Source organism: Flavobacterium tyrosinilyticum (genome assembly GCF_023656565.1).
Lineage (GTDB): Bacteria > Bacteroidota > Bacteroidia > Flavobacteriales > Flavobacteriaceae > Flavobacterium > Flavobacterium tyrosinilyticum.
In genome coordinates, this window is record NZ_JAMOKG010000003.1 from 430,170 (window position 1) to 447,849 (window position 17,680).

Annotated in this window: 18 protein-coding genes; 5 read left to right on the top strand and 13 right to left on the bottom strand. The window is 34.7% G+C overall.

Features of this window, described 5'->3' with window-relative positions; all coding sequences use genetic code 11:
• Window positions 1–8 precede the first annotated feature (8 nt).
• From NCC77_RS16295 to NCC77_RS16325, 7 genes are all read right to left on the bottom strand, one after another.
• Window positions 9–1,805 (bottom strand): amidohydrolase, encoded by a 1,797-nt coding sequence (locus NCC77_RS16295; RefSeq protein WP_250836540.1) that lies wholly within the window; start codon window positions 1,803–1,805, stop codon window positions 9–11.
• Between the two features lie 16 nt (window positions 1,806–1,821).
• Complete coding sequence (locus tag NCC77_RS16300) at window positions 1,822–2,511, bottom strand: alpha/beta hydrolase (RefSeq protein ID WP_250836541.1); 690 nt, start codon at window positions 2,509–2,511, stop codon at window positions 1,822–1,824.
• Between the two features lie 341 nt (window positions 2,512–2,852).
• Window positions 2,853–3,647 (bottom strand): alpha/beta fold hydrolase, encoded by a 795-nt coding sequence (locus NCC77_RS16305; RefSeq protein ID WP_250836542.1) that lies wholly within the window; start codon window positions 3,645–3,647, stop codon window positions 2,853–2,855.
• A gap of 115 nt (window positions 3,648–3,762) precedes the next feature.
• Complete coding sequence (locus NCC77_RS16310) at window positions 3,763–5,109, bottom strand: alginate export family protein (protein ID WP_250836543.1); 1,347 nt, start codon at window positions 5,107–5,109, stop codon at window positions 3,763–3,765.
• An 82-nt stretch (window positions 5,110–5,191) separates the two neighbouring features.
• Window positions 5,192–5,641, bottom strand: coding sequence for a DoxX family protein (locus NCC77_RS16315; protein WP_250836544.1), 450 nt, complete (start codon window positions 5,639–5,641; stop codon window positions 5,192–5,194).
• A gap of 11 nt (window positions 5,642–5,652) precedes the next feature.
• The gene (locus NCC77_RS16320; RefSeq protein WP_250836545.1) at window positions 5,653–6,060 is read right to left on the bottom strand and encodes a hypothetical protein; all 408 of its coding nucleotides are present in this window, start codon (window positions 6,058–6,060) and stop codon (window positions 5,653–5,655) included.
• A 51-nt stretch (window positions 6,061–6,111) separates the two neighbouring features.
• On the bottom strand, window positions 6,112–6,411 hold the full coding sequence (locus NCC77_RS16325; protein WP_250836546.1) for a phosphoribosylpyrophosphate synthetase: 300 nt from the start codon (window positions 6,409–6,411) through the stop codon (window positions 6,112–6,114).
• 313 nt (window positions 6,412–6,724) lie between these two features.
• Here NCC77_RS16325 and NCC77_RS16330 point away from each other — a divergent pair, with 313 nt between their 5' ends.
• The 3 genes from NCC77_RS16330 (at window position 6,725) to NCC77_RS16340 (ending at window position 9,560) form a co-directional block, all read left to right on the top strand.
• Window positions 6,725–7,306, top strand: coding sequence for a TetR/AcrR family transcriptional regulator (locus NCC77_RS16330; protein WP_250836547.1), 582 nt, complete (start codon window positions 6,725–6,727; stop codon window positions 7,304–7,306).
• Between the two features lie 96 nt (window positions 7,307–7,402).
• Window positions 7,403–8,455: a proline iminopeptidase-family hydrolase gene (locus NCC77_RS16335; RefSeq protein ID WP_250836548.1), complete on the top strand. Its 1,053-nt coding sequence runs from the start codon at window positions 7,403–7,405 to the stop codon at window positions 8,453–8,455.
• Window positions 8,456–8,492: 37 nt separating this feature from the next.
• Window positions 8,493–9,560 carry a TlpA disulfide reductase family protein gene (locus NCC77_RS16340; protein WP_250836549.1) on the top strand — a complete coding sequence of 356 codons (1,068 nt, stop codon included), beginning with the start codon at window positions 8,493–8,495 and terminating at the stop codon, window positions 9,558–9,560.
• A 115-nt stretch (window positions 9,561–9,675) separates the two neighbouring features.
• Here the strand turns inward: NCC77_RS16340 and NCC77_RS16345 are convergent, their stop codons facing one another.
• The 5 genes from NCC77_RS16345 to NCC77_RS16365 all read right to left on the bottom strand — a co-directional run bounded on the left by NCC77_RS16345 (window position 9,676) and on the right by NCC77_RS16365 (window position 13,806).
• Complete coding sequence (locus NCC77_RS16345; RefSeq protein ID WP_250836550.1) at window positions 9,676–10,659, bottom strand: type I glyceraldehyde-3-phosphate dehydrogenase; 984 nt, start codon at window positions 10,657–10,659, stop codon at window positions 9,676–9,678.
• A gap of 139 nt (window positions 10,660–10,798) precedes the next feature.
• Entirely contained in the window at window positions 10,799–11,560 is a 762-nt protein-coding gene (locus tag NCC77_RS16350; protein WP_250836551.1) for a sulfite exporter TauE/SafE family protein, read from the bottom strand.
• A gap of 2 nt (window positions 11,561–11,562) precedes the next feature.
• Window positions 11,563–12,465 carry an alpha/beta fold hydrolase gene (locus NCC77_RS16355; protein WP_250836552.1) on the bottom strand — a complete coding sequence of 301 codons (903 nt, stop codon included), beginning with the start codon at window positions 12,463–12,465 and terminating at the stop codon, window positions 11,563–11,565.
• A gap of 17 nt (window positions 12,466–12,482) precedes the next feature.
• Entirely contained in the window at window positions 12,483–13,352 is an 870-nt protein-coding gene (locus tag NCC77_RS16360) for an alpha/beta fold hydrolase (protein ID WP_250836553.1), read from the bottom strand.
• A 43-nt stretch (window positions 13,353–13,395) separates the two neighbouring features.
• A complete protein-coding gene (locus NCC77_RS16365; protein ID WP_250836554.1) occupies window positions 13,396–13,806 on the bottom strand; it encodes a nuclear transport factor 2 family protein in 411 nt (136 codons plus the stop codon).
• Window positions 13,807–14,347: 541 nt separating this feature from the next.
• Here NCC77_RS16365 and NCC77_RS16370 point away from each other — a divergent pair.
• Window positions 14,348–15,274, top strand: a complete 927-nt coding sequence (locus tag NCC77_RS16370; RefSeq protein WP_250836555.1) for a helix-turn-helix domain-containing protein — start codon at window positions 14,348–14,350, stop codon at window positions 15,272–15,274.
• A 102-nt stretch (window positions 15,275–15,376) separates the two neighbouring features.
• The gene (locus NCC77_RS16375) at window positions 15,377–16,315 is read left to right on the top strand and encodes a helix-turn-helix domain-containing protein (RefSeq protein WP_250836556.1); all 939 of its coding nucleotides are present in this window, start codon (window positions 15,377–15,379) and stop codon (window positions 16,313–16,315) included.
• Window positions 16,316–16,340: 25 nt separating this feature from the next.
• Here the strand turns inward: NCC77_RS16375 and NCC77_RS16380 are convergent, their stop codons facing one another.
• The gene (locus NCC77_RS16380; protein WP_250836557.1) at window positions 16,341–17,318 is read right to left on the bottom strand and encodes an AraC family transcriptional regulator; all 978 of its coding nucleotides are present in this window, start codon (window positions 17,316–17,318) and stop codon (window positions 16,341–16,343) included.
• Between the last annotated feature and the right edge of the window lie 362 nt (window positions 17,319–17,680).

A 17,680-nucleotide genomic window follows, 5' to 3' on the forward strand; every position in this document is an offset into this window, starting at 1 on the left:
GAAATATCTTATTTTTGATAACCTCCATAAAAGTTGACTGGTGACCATTCAGGAATTGCTTTTTCTGATGCAGGTCCCAATTTTGAAAACTCTTTATCTCCAAAGACTATATTCCCTCCGACTACTGTTAATACAGCTGATAAATCTTTTATTTGGCTTTCTTCAATAGTGAAATAATCATCAGACAATAGAACAAAATCGGCAAACATTCCTTTTTCTAAAGTGCCTTTAACATTTTCTTCTTTGGATACCCAAGCACTGCCTTTGGTATATAAGAATAAAGCTTCTTGACGGCTAAGCAGGTTATCAGGAGCGCTTAATTGCATTCCTCCCACCGTTTTACCAGAAACCATCCAGTATAAAGCAGGCCACGGATTATAACTGGCAACTCTTGTCCCGTCGGTTCCTGCTCCTACAGGAATTCCCATTTTAATCATTAATTTTAAAGGCGGTGCGTATTTGGCTTTGTCCGCTCCGTACCTTTCAACAAAATATTCTCCTGCGTAAGCCATTCTAGACTGAATGGCAATTCCTCCATTAAGTGCTTTTATTCTTTTCAGCTGTGGTTCTGTAACTGTTTCTGCGTGATCAAACAGCCATCTTTCCTTTGCTAATTTCCCATTAGTTTCTTTATTGACTTCTTCGATAACATCTAATAAATTAGCAATGGTTTCATCATATGTAGCATGAATTCTGAACGGCCAGCCGCTATCGACATGCAGGCGGATCACTTTCTTAATATCATTTCTCCACGATGGCCTATCTTCAAGCATAGGCTGCGGTGCCAAGAAATTTTCAAAGTCACCTGCGCTCCATGTCAGGAATTCTCCTCCTCCTTCTAATTCGTATCCATGTTCCAAATGAATTTCTCCATTGTGACCTACTTTATTTGATGCGATCCAATTTTGAAACTCTTCGAATTCACTTCCTTTATTTTGAGGAAATAAATAATAAGACAATCTTATTGGCATTTTCCCCTGATCTGCAAGTTTTTTTGTAGCACCATAATCCTTCGGAAACACATGCCCTCCACCTCCGGCATCGATACCGCTGGTGATACCAAAGCGATTCAATTCTCTATAAAATTGTCTAGTCGAATTAGACATTTGCTCTTCAGTCATGGAAGGAAGCGCTCCAATACCCGCATAAAGTATTGTTGGATTTGGTTCTGCGAGAAAGACTCCTGTCAATTTACCATCTGGACCTTTTTCATACGAGCTTCCTTCGGGCGGTTTCGTATTCTCGTCAATTTTAAGTGCTTTTAAACCGCTTTTATTCATCCAAGCTCTGCTGTAAAGAAATAATACAAAGGCGGGAACATCACCTGTTGCCTCATTAATTTCCTGAACGGTGGGGAATCTTTTTTCTTCAAATTGAAAAGGGCTCCATCCTCCTACGACACGTACCCACTGCCCTTTTGGAGTTCTTGCTGCCTGTTCTTTTAGCATTTGCAGTGCTTTTTTTAAAGACTTAACACCATCCCATCTTAATTCGGCATTATAAAAACGTCCGCCTCTAGTGAGATGCAAATGAGAATCATTCAATCCCGGAATAACTGTCCTTCCATTAGCATCAATAACTTTGGTCTGTTCTCCTTTGAGTTTTAGCATTTCCTCATTCGTTCCAAATGCCAATACTTTTCCTTTTTTTACTGCTATTGCTTCTGCAATTGTGCTGTTCTTGTCCATAATGACTATTTTACCATTGGTCACAATTAAATCGGCTGCAGTCAAATTTTCTTTTTTCTCCTTTTGACAGGAAATAAATAGTATTATGATCAATACTGAATATAAAATTTTTCTCATTTTGCTTTTTTTAATATTATGATGAGTGTAGAGAAGCTTTAATAATTACTTCAGCCACAGCTTCAGGTTGCGATATATAAATGGCATGGCTTCCCTTTACGTAAGTAACAGCTGTTTTAGAACGTTTGTACATTGCTTCCTGAATTTCGGGCGGAATACTCTTGTCCTCGGTCGCAATTACAGCATAAGAAGGTTTTGATTTCCATGCTGCTTTTTTAATTGGTGTTATAAATCCTTTAGCATAAAAAGCACCTTGTGAAGCGCACATAAAATCTGCATCTTCTGGGCTTAAATCTGCACATATTCCCATATGATATTTATCCCTATCATAATAAATAATACCATTTTGATCGGCAGGCAAAACTCCGTTCTCTGCTGCTGGAGGAGCAGTCTGCAGCCATTGCAGAGCCGTTTCGCCATCTCCAGGCTGAAATGCCGCTACATAAACTAACCCTGCCACATTCTGATGATTACCAGCCTCAGTAATGATTGCTCCACCGTAAGAATGTCCTACTAGAATAGCACTTTGCCCAATTTTGTCTAAAGCGATATTTACTGCCTGAACACTATCTTCTAGCGATGTTAATGGATTTTGAACCACTGTTACATTATATCCGTTAGCTTTGAGAATGTCATATACACCTCGCCATCCCGAACCATCTATAAATGCACCATGAACAAGGACTATATTTTTGATTATATTCATATTGATTATTTTATAATATTAAATACCGTTGAGAGTTTAGAAATAGAAAATAACACTATCTATTTCTTTACTTTAAAGTTTAAAAATGACTGCTCTTTGTTTAGAAAATTTGGAGTTTATAAAAGTTTCACAAACGAACCATTATTATTGTTGAAGCAAAATTACACCCAATGAAGAGCTTCTTTTCTGTGAATAATTCACTATAAATTATAAAAAACTAAGATTTGAAAAACTTCGATGCTTAATCTCATTGAAAACAATCTGAAAGACTGATAAATACGGTATAAAAAACTTCTGCTAATCATTAATGCAACTAGCAGAAGCTTAATAGTTACTGCAATTTATTTTGCTTCTTCATTTAATATGGAAGCCACCACAGCTGGCTGTGAGAAAAAAGGAGTATGACTGGTTGGCAAAGAATATGTTCTGGTTACATTAGCTCCTTTTGCCATACTTTTTTGCAGTGTAAGCCCTATTGCATGATCAAATTCAGTAAAAATATACACCTTATTGATCTTTCCAAAATTAGCAGATGTTAGTACAACTGGCGTTGCCAAAGGCCCTAATGGTTCCGGCTTAAAGTTAGCAACTAGCCTTTCAGCTGTATTACTTGGAGCGTCTGCTGCGAAGAAATCTAAAATTCCATTTTTGGCAATTCCAACTACTCCTGCTTTTTCATCTGGCTGAATGTATTGTCCTATGTGAGTTTCTTTATCTGCAGCTGAAATAGAGAAAAGACTTTCACCATTATTTGGCAGAAATGCGCAAAGGTAAATCAGTTTTTTAATCTGTCCCGGAATTTGCTCTGCGGTCTCACTGACCACCATTCCGCCAAAACTATGGCCAACAAGAGTTACATTTTTTCTTGTTCCGATTGCTTTTTTGACTGTGTCAACATATCCTTGTAGCGTTAGAGATGAGACATGTGTCTGGTCATCTCCATGTCCTGGCAGATTTACTACTATTACTTCATTGCCACTTTTTTTAAGTGATGCTTCAACATCCTTAAAATCCTTAGCCGATGACCATGCACCATGAACAATAACAATTGTGCTTGGATTAGCTGTATTAGCCTGAAGCGGTGCTCCGATAGCAGTCATTAAAATAATTGCTGCTGTTGTAATTGATTTTCTCATTTTTTAAAATTTTTATAGTTAAATTCAATGCTTATTTATTAGTGATTTCTTTATGAATTGATCTACTATTTTGGTTTAACGCTCTATAGCTATCAATTACAGAACAAAAGGTATTTTATAAGATTAAAGTCAAAGTTGCTGCTGTAAACAACATGTCTTTGCCATTACTGACATCCTTAATAAAATTGCCACTTTTAAACCATGTTCCTTCAATGGTAAAAATCAGGTATTTATTAAATTCATAATTAAATGAAGCTCCCAGCTGATTCCCTATTCTTTTTGAACTTGAACCTGAGCTGTCAAATAATATTGAAACGTTTGGCTGGTATATGGCATCGCTTGATGAGGCTCTCCAAAACACATCATAATCCATATTAAAAAATAGTTTTCGTGTTAACTGACATTCCAGAAATGGGTGCACATCAATTAAATTTGAAGGCCCGATTAAGGAAGCTAAACCAAAATAAGCTCCTCGCGGGAAAAGCGGATTAAATGTTTCTAATGATTGATTAGTTTGTATTTTGTCTCCTGAGATATATTCTGCTTTTAAACCTATTTTCTGTATTGATTTTTTTATACTGTAACTGTAATAATTATTCACTGAAAATGTCCATGCCTTAATATTTTTCCTTTCAAATCTTCCAAATTGATAGGCCGCTTCTATATCATAAAACCAATTGGATTGATTTCCAAAAATTCTAAACCCTACAGTATTTCTATTTTCCGATCCCGAAAATGTATTGAATGCGCTTTTAGATTTCTGAAGGTTAAGGAGATATATTTCTACGTTATTAACATATTTAATTTCACTCAAAAGTGAATAGAAACCAATAAGTTTAGTATCATCGCCAATTTTATCGTTGAAATTTCCGAATCTATTTTTTACATGATAACTGTAAAATGCATCCGCAGAAAAATTCTTTTTGTTGAAGGTGATTTTCATAGCATCAAATGCCTGTCTGCTGTTTGGCCCTTCGCGCACTGAAATCAATCTTTGCGATCCATAATACAATTCCTGCCTTCCTATCCTAAATTTTATATTTCGAAAATTAACGTCAATAAACAGCTGGTGGAGATCTAAAGGATTTTCTTCAATCGGATTTGGATTTTCTCTGCTGATCCCAACGCTGCTTTGCAGCTGACTAAATAATCGAAATGAGTTGCCTACTTTTAAATCACCATAAAATAGAGTTCTGTTGAGTAGAAAACCATTATTATCCTTCAAATTTTCATCCCAATTTTCATTCTCAAAATATTGATATTGAGTTCTGTTTTCGGCTCCAAAAAAAAGAAATGACTGAGACTTTTTCGATATTGTAATCTGTTTGGCTTTATAATATAAACTCTGATTTGTACTGTCTATTGAAATGACATCATTATATCGTAAAAAGTTGAATTCATTTATCTGCTGCGAATACAAAACGGAATGGAATGCTGCCATAATAAGAATATATTTTTTCACTCTTTTTAATTTATTTTAATCAGCATACAAAAGGTTTAGAATCACATTCAATTCCGAACATTAGAAATTGCACATCAAATAGTTATAGATCTTTTTTAATACAAATTCTGTCTGCAGCAAATTTGCCTCCTCCCAAAATGAGCAATGCAAGAGCTATTCCTATCCATAAAATAAAATATTCATAGCCTTCTCCTTTTAAAGTCCCAAACCAATTCATAAAGAATCCGTTTTTAAAATGGGTCGTAACGATCATGCCAACAGGGAGAGCTACATACGCAGCCGCGATGACTCTTGTTCCCAATCCTGCTATTAGCGCAAATGCTCCAACAGTTTCAAGCATAATTACTAAAAAACCAATAATCCAAGGCATTCCCACTGATTCTGTGAAGAAAAGCATCGTTTTAGAAAATCCGAAGCCGCCAAACCATCCCAACAATTTTTGCATGCCATGCATCAGGACAACAGAACCTAGAATCAGCCTTAAAATTAAAGGCGCATACGATTCGCTTGTTTCAAATAATTTATTTTTCATAATGTTCTTAATTAAAATTCAGGTTCAGTAGCCAGCTTCTTAAAACTAAAAAATGCTGCTATTCGTGATTTAATATTTTTCAAATCCAAAAATGAAGATTGAGCCTTTACTTTTAAAAGGCCAGTATTGTGCTCTTCTCGGATAGTTTGACCTAAAAGAAATGAACCTCCAGAAAAAACGGGATTTTCTATACCGTACAAATTTTCAATTTCGCGGTCTAATGAGACAACACAATGCCCATCCTCTGAAATTTGGAAATTGTAATCATAATTTTCGATCACTTTTCTAAGTATCGCATTATTTGTTTCCTCAAAATTGGGTTTATTGGTGACTTCCTGTTGAGTATGTGGATAAATGCCTGTCTGAAAATCTTGTCCAAATTCATTTTCAAAAGACATAAAGTTTATTGTTAAATCCATATTTTTTATTTTTTGATTAATTACCTTATTTTATTTAGGATCAAGAAACACTTATCTCATTTGCAGTTTTTGAATCATTGCCGCATTCAAATTATCACTGTAAGCTCCATAAGCATCTACCAATAATCCTTTAACACCACTCTGGGTGCGAATGGCGTAGAGTATCGATGAATCATCTGGGTTCGAATCGCCTTCAAATCGATAAAAAGCGTCCACATGAAACTCATTTGCTTCAAAAGTTTGGTTTAATGTTTTACAGTTTAATGTCGAGTTGCTGAGATTAAAATCAAACGTATATCCTTCAGCTTGTTTTGTGTTAATTGCTTCTGTGAGCGTATCGTAATTTGTCATTTTTTAGATTATTTTAGTTGGTTAGCATTTTCAGATCTTCAGATTTTATTATCGTCTGCTCTGTCTCATGTTTCTATACTTTGCAATACTCTTTAGGCTGTAAACTTTTATTCTTCTAAATTGTAATCAACAGATTTTCTTTTCGTTAAAACAAAATTAATTCTAAACACAGCTTCAAATCCTATGGAAAAGTTGTGAAGAATTATAAATATTAAAGATTTCCCCATGTACTATAAATTTTGTCACTTAAAAAATTATTCTTTTGAATTTGAAATAAAAATTCTAATTTTGTATTAAATACTACAGAAATAAAATGCGAGGCAGACCAGCAATATTTAATGAGGAAGAACTTTTAAAAAAAGCCCAGATTTTATTTTGGGAAAAAGGCTTTACTCCCACTTCGCTTGAAGATCTCCTGGAGGCCATGCAAATTGGAAGCGGCAGTTTTTACAATACCTTCAAAGGAGGGAAAAAGGAACTTTTTGCTAAAGCGCTTCAACTGCGACGAAATGATTTAAATCATTTCAAACAAGAACTTATGGAGAGCGAATCGCCTATTGATCTGATAAAAGACTTTTTTCGATCTCTCGCCGAAGCGGAAAAAAACAGCCATTTAATGGGGTGTCTGATTGTGAACACCATCATCGAAATGAGTTTTGTTGATCAGAAATTTCAAGATGATGCCTTGAACATCTTAAAAGAAATGGAGCAGATGTATATTTGGGCAATTGAAAAAGCACAGAAAGAAGGCAGATTGCAGAACAAAACCCATCCCGAAATTCTTGCGAGATATCTCGTTACATTTTGGAGCGGACTAAATGTTTTAAGAAGAATGTATCCAGACAATGCAATACTCAAAACTCAAATAGAAATGCAGCTTAGCATCATTAGCTAAGCCTTTTTTTTATCCATTTTTGTATCGTTTAACACAAAATTAAATTTCAAACACTTTCAAGCATATATTACTGATTACTAATTTAAAACAATATTCATGATTATTTACAACAGAGTTATTTTACTGATTTTTGCAATGCTTTTTCTAAACGCCTGCAATACGAAAGAGAATCAGTCTCAAACCGCCAGTACAGAACAAATTGCTTATTTCAAGGACAGCTCTAAAGGCATTAAGACGGGTGGAATTAAAATGGTAGAAATTACTACTCCAAAGGGAAAATTTAAGGTCTGGACAAAAACTGTAGGCAATAATCCTAAAATTAAAGTATTACTGCTTAATGGAGGTCCAGGAGCAACACATGAATATTTTGAATGCATGGAGAGCTTCCTCCCTGCCGAAGGAATTGAATTTATTTATTACGACCAACTTGGCACCGGTAATTCTGAAACCCCGAATGATCCTTCATTTTGGGATCTGCCGCGATTTGTGGACGAAGTTGAACAGGTTCGCAAAGCATTAAATCTGGACAAAGACAATTTTTATCTATTAGGACATTCTTGGGGTGGCATTCTGGCGGCAGAATATGCCTTGAAACATCAAGAGCATTTAAAAGGTTTAATCATTTCTAATATGATGATGAGTGCTATTGACTACAGCAATTATTCTGAAGTTCTTGCCAAGCAGATGAATCCATCTGTTTTGTCTCAATTGAGAGAAATTGAAAAAAATAAAGATTATAAGAATCCTAAATATATGGAACTGCTGATTCCTAATTTCTATGCAAAACATATTATAAGAATGGATATCAATGACTGGCCGGAACCGCTTAGCCGTTCATTCGCAAAAATCAATGAATCTCTATATGTCACAATGCAAGGACCAAGCGAATTTGGTATTTCGGGTAAATTAGAAAAATGGGATATCAAAAATCAAATTTCTAAAATCACAGTACCAACATTATCTATTGGTGCAAAATACGACACCATGGATCCAAAGCATATGCAATGGATTGCCTCAGAAGTCCAAAACGGAACTTACCTGTACTGTGATAAAGGAAGTCATATGAGTATGTACGATGATCAGCAAATATACATGAAAGGACTTATTAAGTTTATAAAAGATACTGACAAGGCATCACAAAAGTTATAAAGAAACTTGATATTATTTACTGTACATACATTTTAAAATGATAAATATTAAAACCCTAAAACTAATTTTCTTCTTCGTTGCTTTGAATGCTACGATTTACAGCCAAAATACAGCAGATCAAACCATCAAAACCTTTACTTTAAAAGGAAGTGTAAAAGGATATTTCACGGATCATTTTGCATATTTATATTACGGAGATATTCAGGATAGCGTAAAAATTGAAAATAATCAATTTGAATTTAAAGGCTCTGTAAAAGATACCGTTGTAGCGAAAATATATTTGCCATCTGCTGCTAATGCTCCGCAATTCTATCTGGAAAACAATGCAATAACTATTAATATCAGTGTTGACAAAGCTCTAAAAGATGGAAAATCTATACAGACTATGCATATCGATACCGTTGAAGGATCTTATTCTTCAGAATTGCAGAAAGAATACTTAAATTTCTATAAGTCGAATTCAGGCAAAAAAGATTTCAGCAAATTGTTGTATTCAAAATTAACAACATTTTTTAGTAAACATCGTTCTCATCCTTTCAGCGGGGCAATTTTGGCAGAGCTTGCGCTTATAAATCCAATTTTGGACAAACAGCAGCTTACTGCATTGTATTCTATTTTAGACATCTCAAAGCAAGACAGTCAATACCTTAAATTATATAAAAGAGGAATTGAGAAATTTGATACTTACGCTGTTGGAAAACCTTTTTTAGACTTTAAGCTTCCAGATCAGGATGGCAATTTAGTTGGTCTTGAGAAATATAAAGGAAAAATTGTGCTTATTGATTTCTGGGCTTCTTGGTGTGCACCCTGCAGGAAAAAAAATCCTGAATTGATTGGTTTAAAACAGCAATTTGCATCTGATAATTTTGAAATAATCGGAATTTCAAGAGACAAAAACAAAAAGCAGTGGGTTGCTGCTATAGCAAAAGACCAGTTAAATTGGACAAATTTATTGGATCAGGATCAAAAAATGGAAGATACTATGGGAATAGAAAACATCCCTTATAGTTATTTGCTGGATGAAAAAGGCATAATAATAGGTGTCAATCTTACCGCAGAGGAAATCAGAAAAACGGTATCAGATTCGCTAAAGAACAAAAGTTAAGATGCTTGCCAGCTGGAAAAACAGGCTTAAAAAAGAATAGATTATAAATGTAAAACCTCCAAAGTTTCATATTTTGGAGGTTTGCTTTTTTAAATAAAGTAAGATGATTTCTTTTTTACAATTCTTGAATCTGTCTGATCATTTGGTTTGTAAATCCCCATTCGTTATCGTACCATGCCATAACTTTTACAAGGTCACCATCGACTACGCGGGTCATTTCTAGATCTACAGTTGCTGCAAAAGCATTTTTGATCATATCGGAAGAAACCAAAGGTTCATCACTTACATCCACTACTTTTTTGTATCTATCGGTTTGGGCTTCCTCTTTTAGAATAGCATTAATTTCCTCGACAGATGTTGGACGTTCTGTAACAAATGTGATATCCGATATAGAGCCAATCGGTACTGGAACTCTCACTGCAATACCATCAAATTTTCCTGCATATTCAGGAAGTGCTTTTGTAACTGCAATTGCCGCTCCTGTTGCTGCCGGTGCTGAGTTTATTGCCGCGCCGCGCCCCATACGAGGCTCTTTTTTTGATGGCGCATCTACCAATGTCTGAGATGCTGTATAAGCGTGTGTCGTATTAAGTATTGCCTTTTTTATTCCAATTCTTCTTCCGATTATTTCTATAATTGGTCCAATATTATTGGTTGTACAGCTTGCACAGGAGAATATAGACACTTTTCCTTCTTCGGTATTTACACCGTGCACGATTGTCGGAGTATCTTTTGTCGGACCAGAAATCACTACAAACTTAGCGCCCGCCGCAATATGCTTTTCTGCATCTGGTTTATTGGTGAAAAACCCTGTGCTTTCAATCGCCACTTCAACATCTAATTCTCTCCAAGGTAATTCTGCAGGGTCTTTTATTGCTGTATAGCGAATTGATTTTCCGTCAATCACTATTGAGTCTCCATCTATACTCACCTTTTTTTCAAATCTTCCATAGATACTATCATACTTTAAAAGGTAAACCGCATTTTCTATGCTCATTAAATCATTAATCCCCACAACTTCAAGCTCAGGAGTTTCTAAAATAATTTTAAGAGCAGCTCTTCCTATTCGGCCAAAGCCATTGATTGCTATTTTTTTCATTTCAAAATTTTAGTAGTTATTATATTTTTACGATTGAGCTTAAAGATAAGTATTTTCCGAATACACAGAATTCAATCGCTTCATTTTAAAACACTTACACCTAAAAACGTAATATTTTTTAATAGTTTATAGAAGTTCATTACATAGTAAAAAAGTATACCGCAATGATGCCTCCGACCACAATTATTAATTTTCTGACCAGTTCCTGATTCATATTTCTTGAAAATACTGCCCCGTAATAACCGCCGATAATTCCTCCTATTGTCAGTACAAGAGTAATTTTCCAGTCTATTAAACCCGAAAATATAAAGCATAGCGCAGCAATTCCATTGTTTACTGTAACCATCAGCACTTTTAATCCATTCATTTCATTTAAATCTTTCATTCCGTAAAGGGTGAAAAGAGTAAGAATCATGATTCCTATTCCAGCATTAAAGTACCCTCCGTAAAAGTTAATCAGAAACAATGGAAGTATTTTTCCGTGTGAATATTGAAAATGCCCGCTTCCGGAAGCAACTTTTTGAAAATAAGCCAATATAGGTTTGCTAAACGCAAATGTTCCCCATGATATCAGGTGAAAATAAGGAACCAAAGATTTAAAAAGTTTGGGATCTGTCATGACCATTACCGTTGCACCGCATAATCCTCCGATACCGCTAATCAGTAAAACAATTTTCAAATCTTTTGACTGTATGCGAATGTCATTTTTGAATGCCTTAACACTGGCTACATTTCCAAACCACATGGACACGCAAGTCATCGCATTGGCACGGATGGACGAAACTCCGTTTAAAACCAAACTTGGAAAAACGATAAACCCGCCCCCGCCTGCAAAAGCATTTACAGCTCCGCCCACTATTGTGGCTAAAAGTAACAGTCCGTATTGAAGATAATTTTCCATTTTTAGTGTTGTTGCAGTGAGTTGTAATAATCGATTATTGCCCCAGCAATCTCAACTCCAAATTCTTCTAAGGCAAAATGGCCTGTGGCATAAAAAATTAGCTTTGAACTTGGCAAAGCATTATAAATAGCTATCGCTCCTTCCTTTAGAAACACTTCATCATTTTCCCCCCAAACGATTAATGTCGGAAATTGTGATGCTATCAATTTTTCCTGCCAAGCTTTATAAAAGGCAAGATTATTTCCGTAGTCTTTTTTAATAGCCAAATGAATTTCTCTTAAGCCTATTCTCTGCATTAAAAATTGATCTAAGTGATACGATTCTGGAGCAATTTTAGACAAATTGGAAACGCCTGTAAGATATTCCCATTTGATATAATCGAATTCAACCAGTTTTTCTAGTTTTGCTCTGTTTTCGCTGTTTTCGCTAGTTTCATTATCAAAGAGAGACATTGAATTTTTAATTCCCTGTCCGAGACCTTCTTCATAAATGTTTCCATTCTGAAAAATGAGCATATCAACTTCTACTCTATTTTTTGAAATTACATGCATCAGAATAGGTGCTCCGTAGTCAAAAAGGTAAAAGCTCGTTTTTGTAATGTTCAGTTTTTCTAAAAATCCTTCTATAATCAGAGCAAAATTTTCAAAAGTATACGCAAACTTATCTTTTTCTGGAACAGCACTAAAACCAAAGCCTGGTAAATCGGGAGCAAGAATGTGAAATTGCCCTGAAAGCATCGGAATTACATTTCGAAACATATGCGATGACGACGGATATCCGTGAAGCAGCAGGAGATTTGTTTTCCCTTCCTCTCCTGCTTCTCGGTAAAAAATTTCCGTATCATTTACATAAATGCTTTTGTAAGCAACTGCGCAGGCTTGCTCCGTGATCGATTTATAAGTCATTTATCTCTATTAAATGATTAATTTTTACCCGTTTTTCTGATAAGGAAATCTTTAATAAGTTCTGAAATTTCATCTCCAAAACTTTCCAATGCAAAATGTCCTGTTGGAAACAAATGAAACTCAAGATTTTTCACGTCTTTTTTGAAAGCTTCAGCACCTACGCCCGGAAAAATATAATCATCTTTACCGTAAACAATCAGCATTTCTGGATTGTATGTTCTAAAATATTCCTGCCATTCAGGGTATAAAGGCACATTGGTTCTGTAATCATAAAAGAGTGCCAGCTGAATATCCCCATTTTCAGGACGTTCCAAGTGTCTTAAATCAACTTCCCAATTGTCTGGAGAAACTACTGAAGTATCCGGAACGTTGTGTGTATATTGCCATTTCAGTCCATCAGGAGCATGGAAAGTACTCAATGTGGCTGCCGCTTCTTTATCATTTCTGTCTTTCCATAACGCTCTAAAAGGATCCCAGAAAGTTTCCAGTCCTTCTTCGTATGCGCAACCGTTCTGCACAATAAGTGTTTCTATTTGGTTAGGATTTCTGCTTGCAATTCTAAAACCAACAGGCGCACCGTAATCCATTAAATAAAGACTGAATTTTTTGATTTCCAATTCATCCAATAACCTTTTAACTATGTTGCTGAAATTCTCAAATGTATAGTCAAAATCCTTAATTGGCGGCTGCTCACTTCTTCCGTAACCAGGATAATCTGGAGCTATTACGTGAAAATCATCTGCAAGATAATTTATCAGATTACGAAACATGTGCGAAGATGTCGGGTATCCGTGAAGCAGTACTAATGTCGGTTTTTGTTTATCTCCTGCTTCTCTGTAGAAAATTTCGACTCCGTTCACTTTTCTTGTGTGGTAACTTGTTTTCATAATTTAAATTTATTAGGGTTATTAATTCTTTAGTTTTTTTAAATCAGATAAATTTTCGTTCACTCTCTTTAATAGGCAGATCATTAATGCTTGCGTATCTTCTTCTCATTAATCCGTCTTCATCAAACTCCCAATTTTCATTTCCGTACGCTCTAAACCACTGGCCGTTTACATCTCGATATTCATATTCAAATCTCACAGCAATACGGTTTTCTGTATGCGCCCAGTATTCTTTTTTTAATTTATAATCGAGTTCTTTTTCCCATTTATGAGACAAAAAATCAATAATTTCATCTCGACCGTTTATAAATAGGTGGCGATTTCTCCATTCGCTGTCTATAGTGTAAGCTTGGGCAACTCTCTGCGGATCGCGGCTGTTCCATCCATCCTCCGCAAGCTGTATTTTCTCAAGGGCAGATTCTAAAGTAAATGGTGGTATTGGAAATTTTTTCATTGCTAAATTTTTAAAGTTTACTGAGTATTGATGCTTGATTTGTCTAAGAAATAATCAACTATAAATGAGTCCATTAAAAATCATTTATCTTGTTTTACTAATTATATGAGGCAAAATTATATTGGTAAAAAGACTTCCTAACTGTGAAAAATTCACTAAAAATTATAATTATCCAAGATTTGAGTTTTTCGCTGATTTTTTGTGTTGCAAAAAAGTATACAGCTTCACAAACCTTTATAATCAGGTGTTTAAAAAAAAAATTAGATTTGGATATAATTATTCTAATTTGAAAAGAAAAAAATAATGGATATTCAAATACCTATATTCGATAGTATTAGAGATGTTTATGATTGGACAGGACTTTCTGCGGAATGTTTGATATACGAAGAGATATCGCAAAAGTCTTCACTTTAGCTAAAATCTTTAAATTTTATAATTTTATGTCAGAAATGGTGCCTGCCAGATATTATTTTTTTACGCAACTTTGAAAAAAATAAAAGCGCAGTTTCAAGCTTAAGAAATTGTTTATAAGCGAATTAGAATGATACCACAGCTGACTACCTTAAGTAAACTTGATGATTGTCTGGCATTTATGAAAATGCCAGACAATTACAGCAACAATACGGATTTTGCTGCATTAAAACTGCATGAGATGAGCATCAATACACCATGCATATCACCTACTTTTCGGCCTTCCTTTTATAATCTCACCATAATTGCAAACGGCTCTGGAAACTGTATGGTAGGAAATGAGAGCTTTGAACTTCGTTCTGGCAATGTATTTATTTCTCGCCCGGATTCATTTCTTTCGAGCAACTGGAGTGTTATCGGAAAAGTCTATCATATATGTTTCAGTAAAGATTTTGTTTCAGAACATTTACCAGAAGGAATCAATTCTATTATGAATACAGACAAAATGAACGGCTGTACAAAAACGCTGTCAAAAGAAACTATGCTCTACCTTGAGCAGACTTTCATAGAAATTTTTGATGAGAATAATTCTTTTTTGCCTTATAAAGAAGAGATGCTGGCCAACCTTACCCTTTGTCTGCTGTTTACAATACAGCAGCAGGATAAAGAAAAACCGTATTCCAAAATAGAAAAAAACACCTCAATTGTTAATGCTTTTCGCCAAAATCTAGATGATAATTTCAACAATCTGCTTACTGGAAAAAGCAGTGTCGTAATGCGTACCAAAGAGCATGCAAAGCTTCTGAATTTAAATGAAAACCACCTTTGCAAAGTAATCAGTAATTCAACAAATAAAACGATTAATGACTGGATCAACGAAAAAATGGTTGATGAAATTAATTATCTCTTGAAGCATTCAGACAAATCAATCAAAGAAATTGCAGCATTGTTTGCTTTTACTGACGTGAATCATTTTTACACCTACTTTAAATCACAGACATTACATGCCCCAGGCGCTATTAGAAAAGAATTTTTAAATAATAAATTTAACTCCTAAAAAACAATAAAACTATCGGCAAATCGCTCCCTTTTCTTCCTTATGATGACCTTCACATTCTGTAATCTGTACTCAATTATTAAACATTTAAGTTTTTAGAAAATGGAAAATGATAAAAAGCCAAAATTCACTGATTTTTATGAAACAGTGGAAGTCATGGGGAATGAATTATCCCACGGACATCTGGGTGATGCCGAATTTTCATTTGTGAACTCTCGCATACTCCATCGCGATCATACCTTTCCATGGAGCACTCCTCCATTTTATACTACCTTTTTCTCAATAGGATTTCTCATGGAAGCTCATGGAAAAATTATTGTAGACAAGGAGCAGTATATTGTAAAATCGGGAATGTTTTTTGTGAACAAACCTGGAGAGTTACAGCAGCTTACATGGTATTCTGTTGAGGAATCTTACGGACTGCTTTTTACCGAGGACTTTATTTCAAAATATGCAGGAGTTTCAATTTATAAAACATTTCCGTTCCTTTTATTTGAAAGGCAGGTTCCATTACAAACTACAATGGAATTTAGACTGGAATTAAAAAAGATTCTATTGCTTATTGTACAGCAGCTTCAAAAAGAATCTCCATTTCAAAAAAAAATGTGCGCTAATTTACTTACCCGTTTCTTACTTAAAATTAAACAGGAGTACTGGGAAGGATATAAAATTCATACCGCTCAAAATCGAAATCCCGACATTCTTAAAGATTTTACACAAAACCTGGAATATCACTATGATCAATTGCTAAAGGGGAAAGTCAACAGAATACTCTATATTAAAGATTACGCAGAAATGCAGCAGCTTCACGAAAATTATCTTTCAAGTATTCTAAAGGAAAAAACAGGCAAAACTGGCGGACAATTAATTGCCGAGAAAACACTGAGCACGGCTAAAATTTTAATTATGGAGCAACGATTTTCAATGAAAGAAATTGCTCATATGCTAGGTTTCTCTTACTTGTCCTATTTTAGTATATTTTTCAAGAAACATACAGGGCTCTCCCCAGTTGATTATCGAAAAAAGAACAGTAAGCCTTAATTTCAATTCTCTATCTTAAATAAAGTTACCAGTTTGGACGGATAGGAACAACGTTGCCTTTATAAATGAGATCGTGTTCGCTGTGAGAGGCATTAAAATCATTCCTTACCACAATGGCACTTTTATGAGCATGTTTTTTAAAAAAGCTGTAAAACTGCTTTAATTCATTAAAAGCATACACTTCTGCTATCTCGACCATTGACTTGTCTGTGTTTTTAAGAAGATATGTTATTTCATCTATGAGTTTTTCGTTTATCCATTGATTGACCGTTTTTCCAGAGCTTTTGCTTATAATTTTTGAAAGGTTACTTTCACTGATGTTTAATAATTTTGCATGTTCTTTTATTCGAAATACAGAACTGCATTCACCAGCGATGAGCATGGTAAAGTTTTTATCCATGTTACTGCGAAATGCGGTTACAATGGCAGCATTCTTCTCATTTAAAACTTCTGCATTAATTTCATTTTGATGCTTTTGAATGAGCAGCAGAATATAAATAAGAATATTAGACATTATTTCATCTTTAATTGGCTCCATAGAAGTCGCATGACCATACAATTCCAGACATAGCTCTTCCATGCGACTAATTGCCTCGTCATTAAGAAGATAGTTTATTCCATTGGATTGATCCATTTCCAATAGTTCGTCCACTCCCAATGGCAGACAGTGCGCAATAAAATCTTTCCGGAAACTAATATTGTACACACTCTTCATCTCGGTCCATCCACTGGAAACGTAAACATCAGGGCGCTTCATAAATACGTGCCCAGAACTTACTTTAAAAACCTCATTTCCAGATACAAAATTTCCTTCTCCCTCTTTTACTATTATTAAAGTGTAATGATCAGGCCTAAACGTAGGAGTTATATAAGGCATTTTTAGTCCCATCTCATGTACTTTTAAAATAGCAAAATCATCACTGTCTATATAGGAATAAACAGGGAGATTCATGAATGCGAGCATGTCACGCAGTTTTTTTAAAGTGGTGAGTTCTGGTTTCATTTATTAATTTGTTCTGCTTTTTAATTAGTTATGATTAGATAAATTTACTAAAATAACTTAAAATTACAACTCAGGCCAAAGTCGAATTATAGAGTTTATACCTTTTAGCTATAAATCTTAAGTTATAACTTCTTAATCAGAAAAATTAAGTATTTTTAATATATTTGTAATACAAAAAAAGAATAATACTGCTGCTTATTAATTCATTAGTATTTAAGTTTTGTGAATGATTTAATATTGAAATAGCAAAATTGAATTTGGGTGCAGAATCGGTGCACTTTGGTCAAAGACATTTTATAAAACCAGTATAGACAGGACTTCAGCGATAAAGTTCGAATCCTGCTCTCCCCACGAAAGTCCTA

Bases quoted from the DNA above. Each gene is read 5' to 3' on its own strand.
- NCC77_RS16295 (WP_250836540.1), bottom strand. From the start codon at position 1,805: ATGAGAAAAATTTTATATTCAGTATTGATCATAATACTATTTATTTCC.
- NCC77_RS16300 (WP_250836541.1), bottom strand. From the start codon at position 2,511: ATGAATATAATCAAAAATATAGTCCTTGTTCATGGTGCATTTATAGAT.
- NCC77_RS16305 (WP_250836542.1), bottom strand. From the start codon at position 3,647: ATGAGAAAATCAATTACAACAGCAGCAATTATTTTAATGACTGCTATC.
- NCC77_RS16315 (WP_250836544.1), bottom strand. From the start codon at position 5,641: ATGAAAAATAAATTATTTGAAACAAGCGAATCGTATGCGCCTTTAATT.
- NCC77_RS16320 (WP_250836545.1), bottom strand. From the start codon at position 6,060: ATGGATTTAACAATAAACTTTATGTCTTTTGAAAATGAATTTGGACAA.
- NCC77_RS16325 (WP_250836546.1), bottom strand. From the start codon at position 6,411: ATGACAAATTACGATACGCTCACAGAAGCAATTAACACAAAACAAGCT.
- NCC77_RS16330 (WP_250836547.1), top strand. From the start codon at position 6,725: ATGCGAGGCAGACCAGCAATATTTAATGAGGAAGAACTTTTAAAAAAA.
- NCC77_RS16335 (WP_250836548.1), top strand. From the start codon at position 7,403: ATGATTATTTACAACAGAGTTATTTTACTGATTTTTGCAATGCTTTTT.
- NCC77_RS16340 (WP_250836549.1), top strand. From the start codon at position 8,493: ATGATAAATATTAAAACCCTAAAACTAATTTTCTTCTTCGTTGCTTTG.
- NCC77_RS16345 (WP_250836550.1), bottom strand. From the start codon at position 10,659: ATGAAAAAAATAGCAATCAATGGCTTTGGCCGAATAGGAAGAGCTGCT.
- NCC77_RS16350 (WP_250836551.1), bottom strand. From the start codon at position 11,560: ATGGAAAATTATCTTCAATACGGACTGTTACTTTTAGCCACAATAGTG.
- NCC77_RS16355 (WP_250836552.1), bottom strand. From the start codon at position 12,465: ATGACTTATAAATCGATCACGGAGCAAGCCTGCGCAGTTGCTTACAAA.
- NCC77_RS16360 (WP_250836553.1), bottom strand. From the start codon at position 13,352: ATGAAAACAAGTTACCACACAAGAAAAGTGAACGGAGTCGAAATTTTC.
- NCC77_RS16365 (WP_250836554.1), bottom strand. From the start codon at position 13,806: ATGAAAAAATTTCCAATACCACCATTTACTTTAGAATCTGCCCTTGAG.
- NCC77_RS16370 (WP_250836555.1), top strand. From the start codon at position 14,348: ATGATACCACAGCTGACTACCTTAAGTAAACTTGATGATTGTCTGGCA.
- NCC77_RS16375 (WP_250836556.1), top strand. From the start codon at position 15,377: ATGGAAAATGATAAAAAGCCAAAATTCACTGATTTTTATGAAACAGTG.
- NCC77_RS16380 (WP_250836557.1), bottom strand. From the start codon at position 17,318: ATGAAACCAGAACTCACCACTTTAAAAAAACTGCGTGACATGCTCGCA.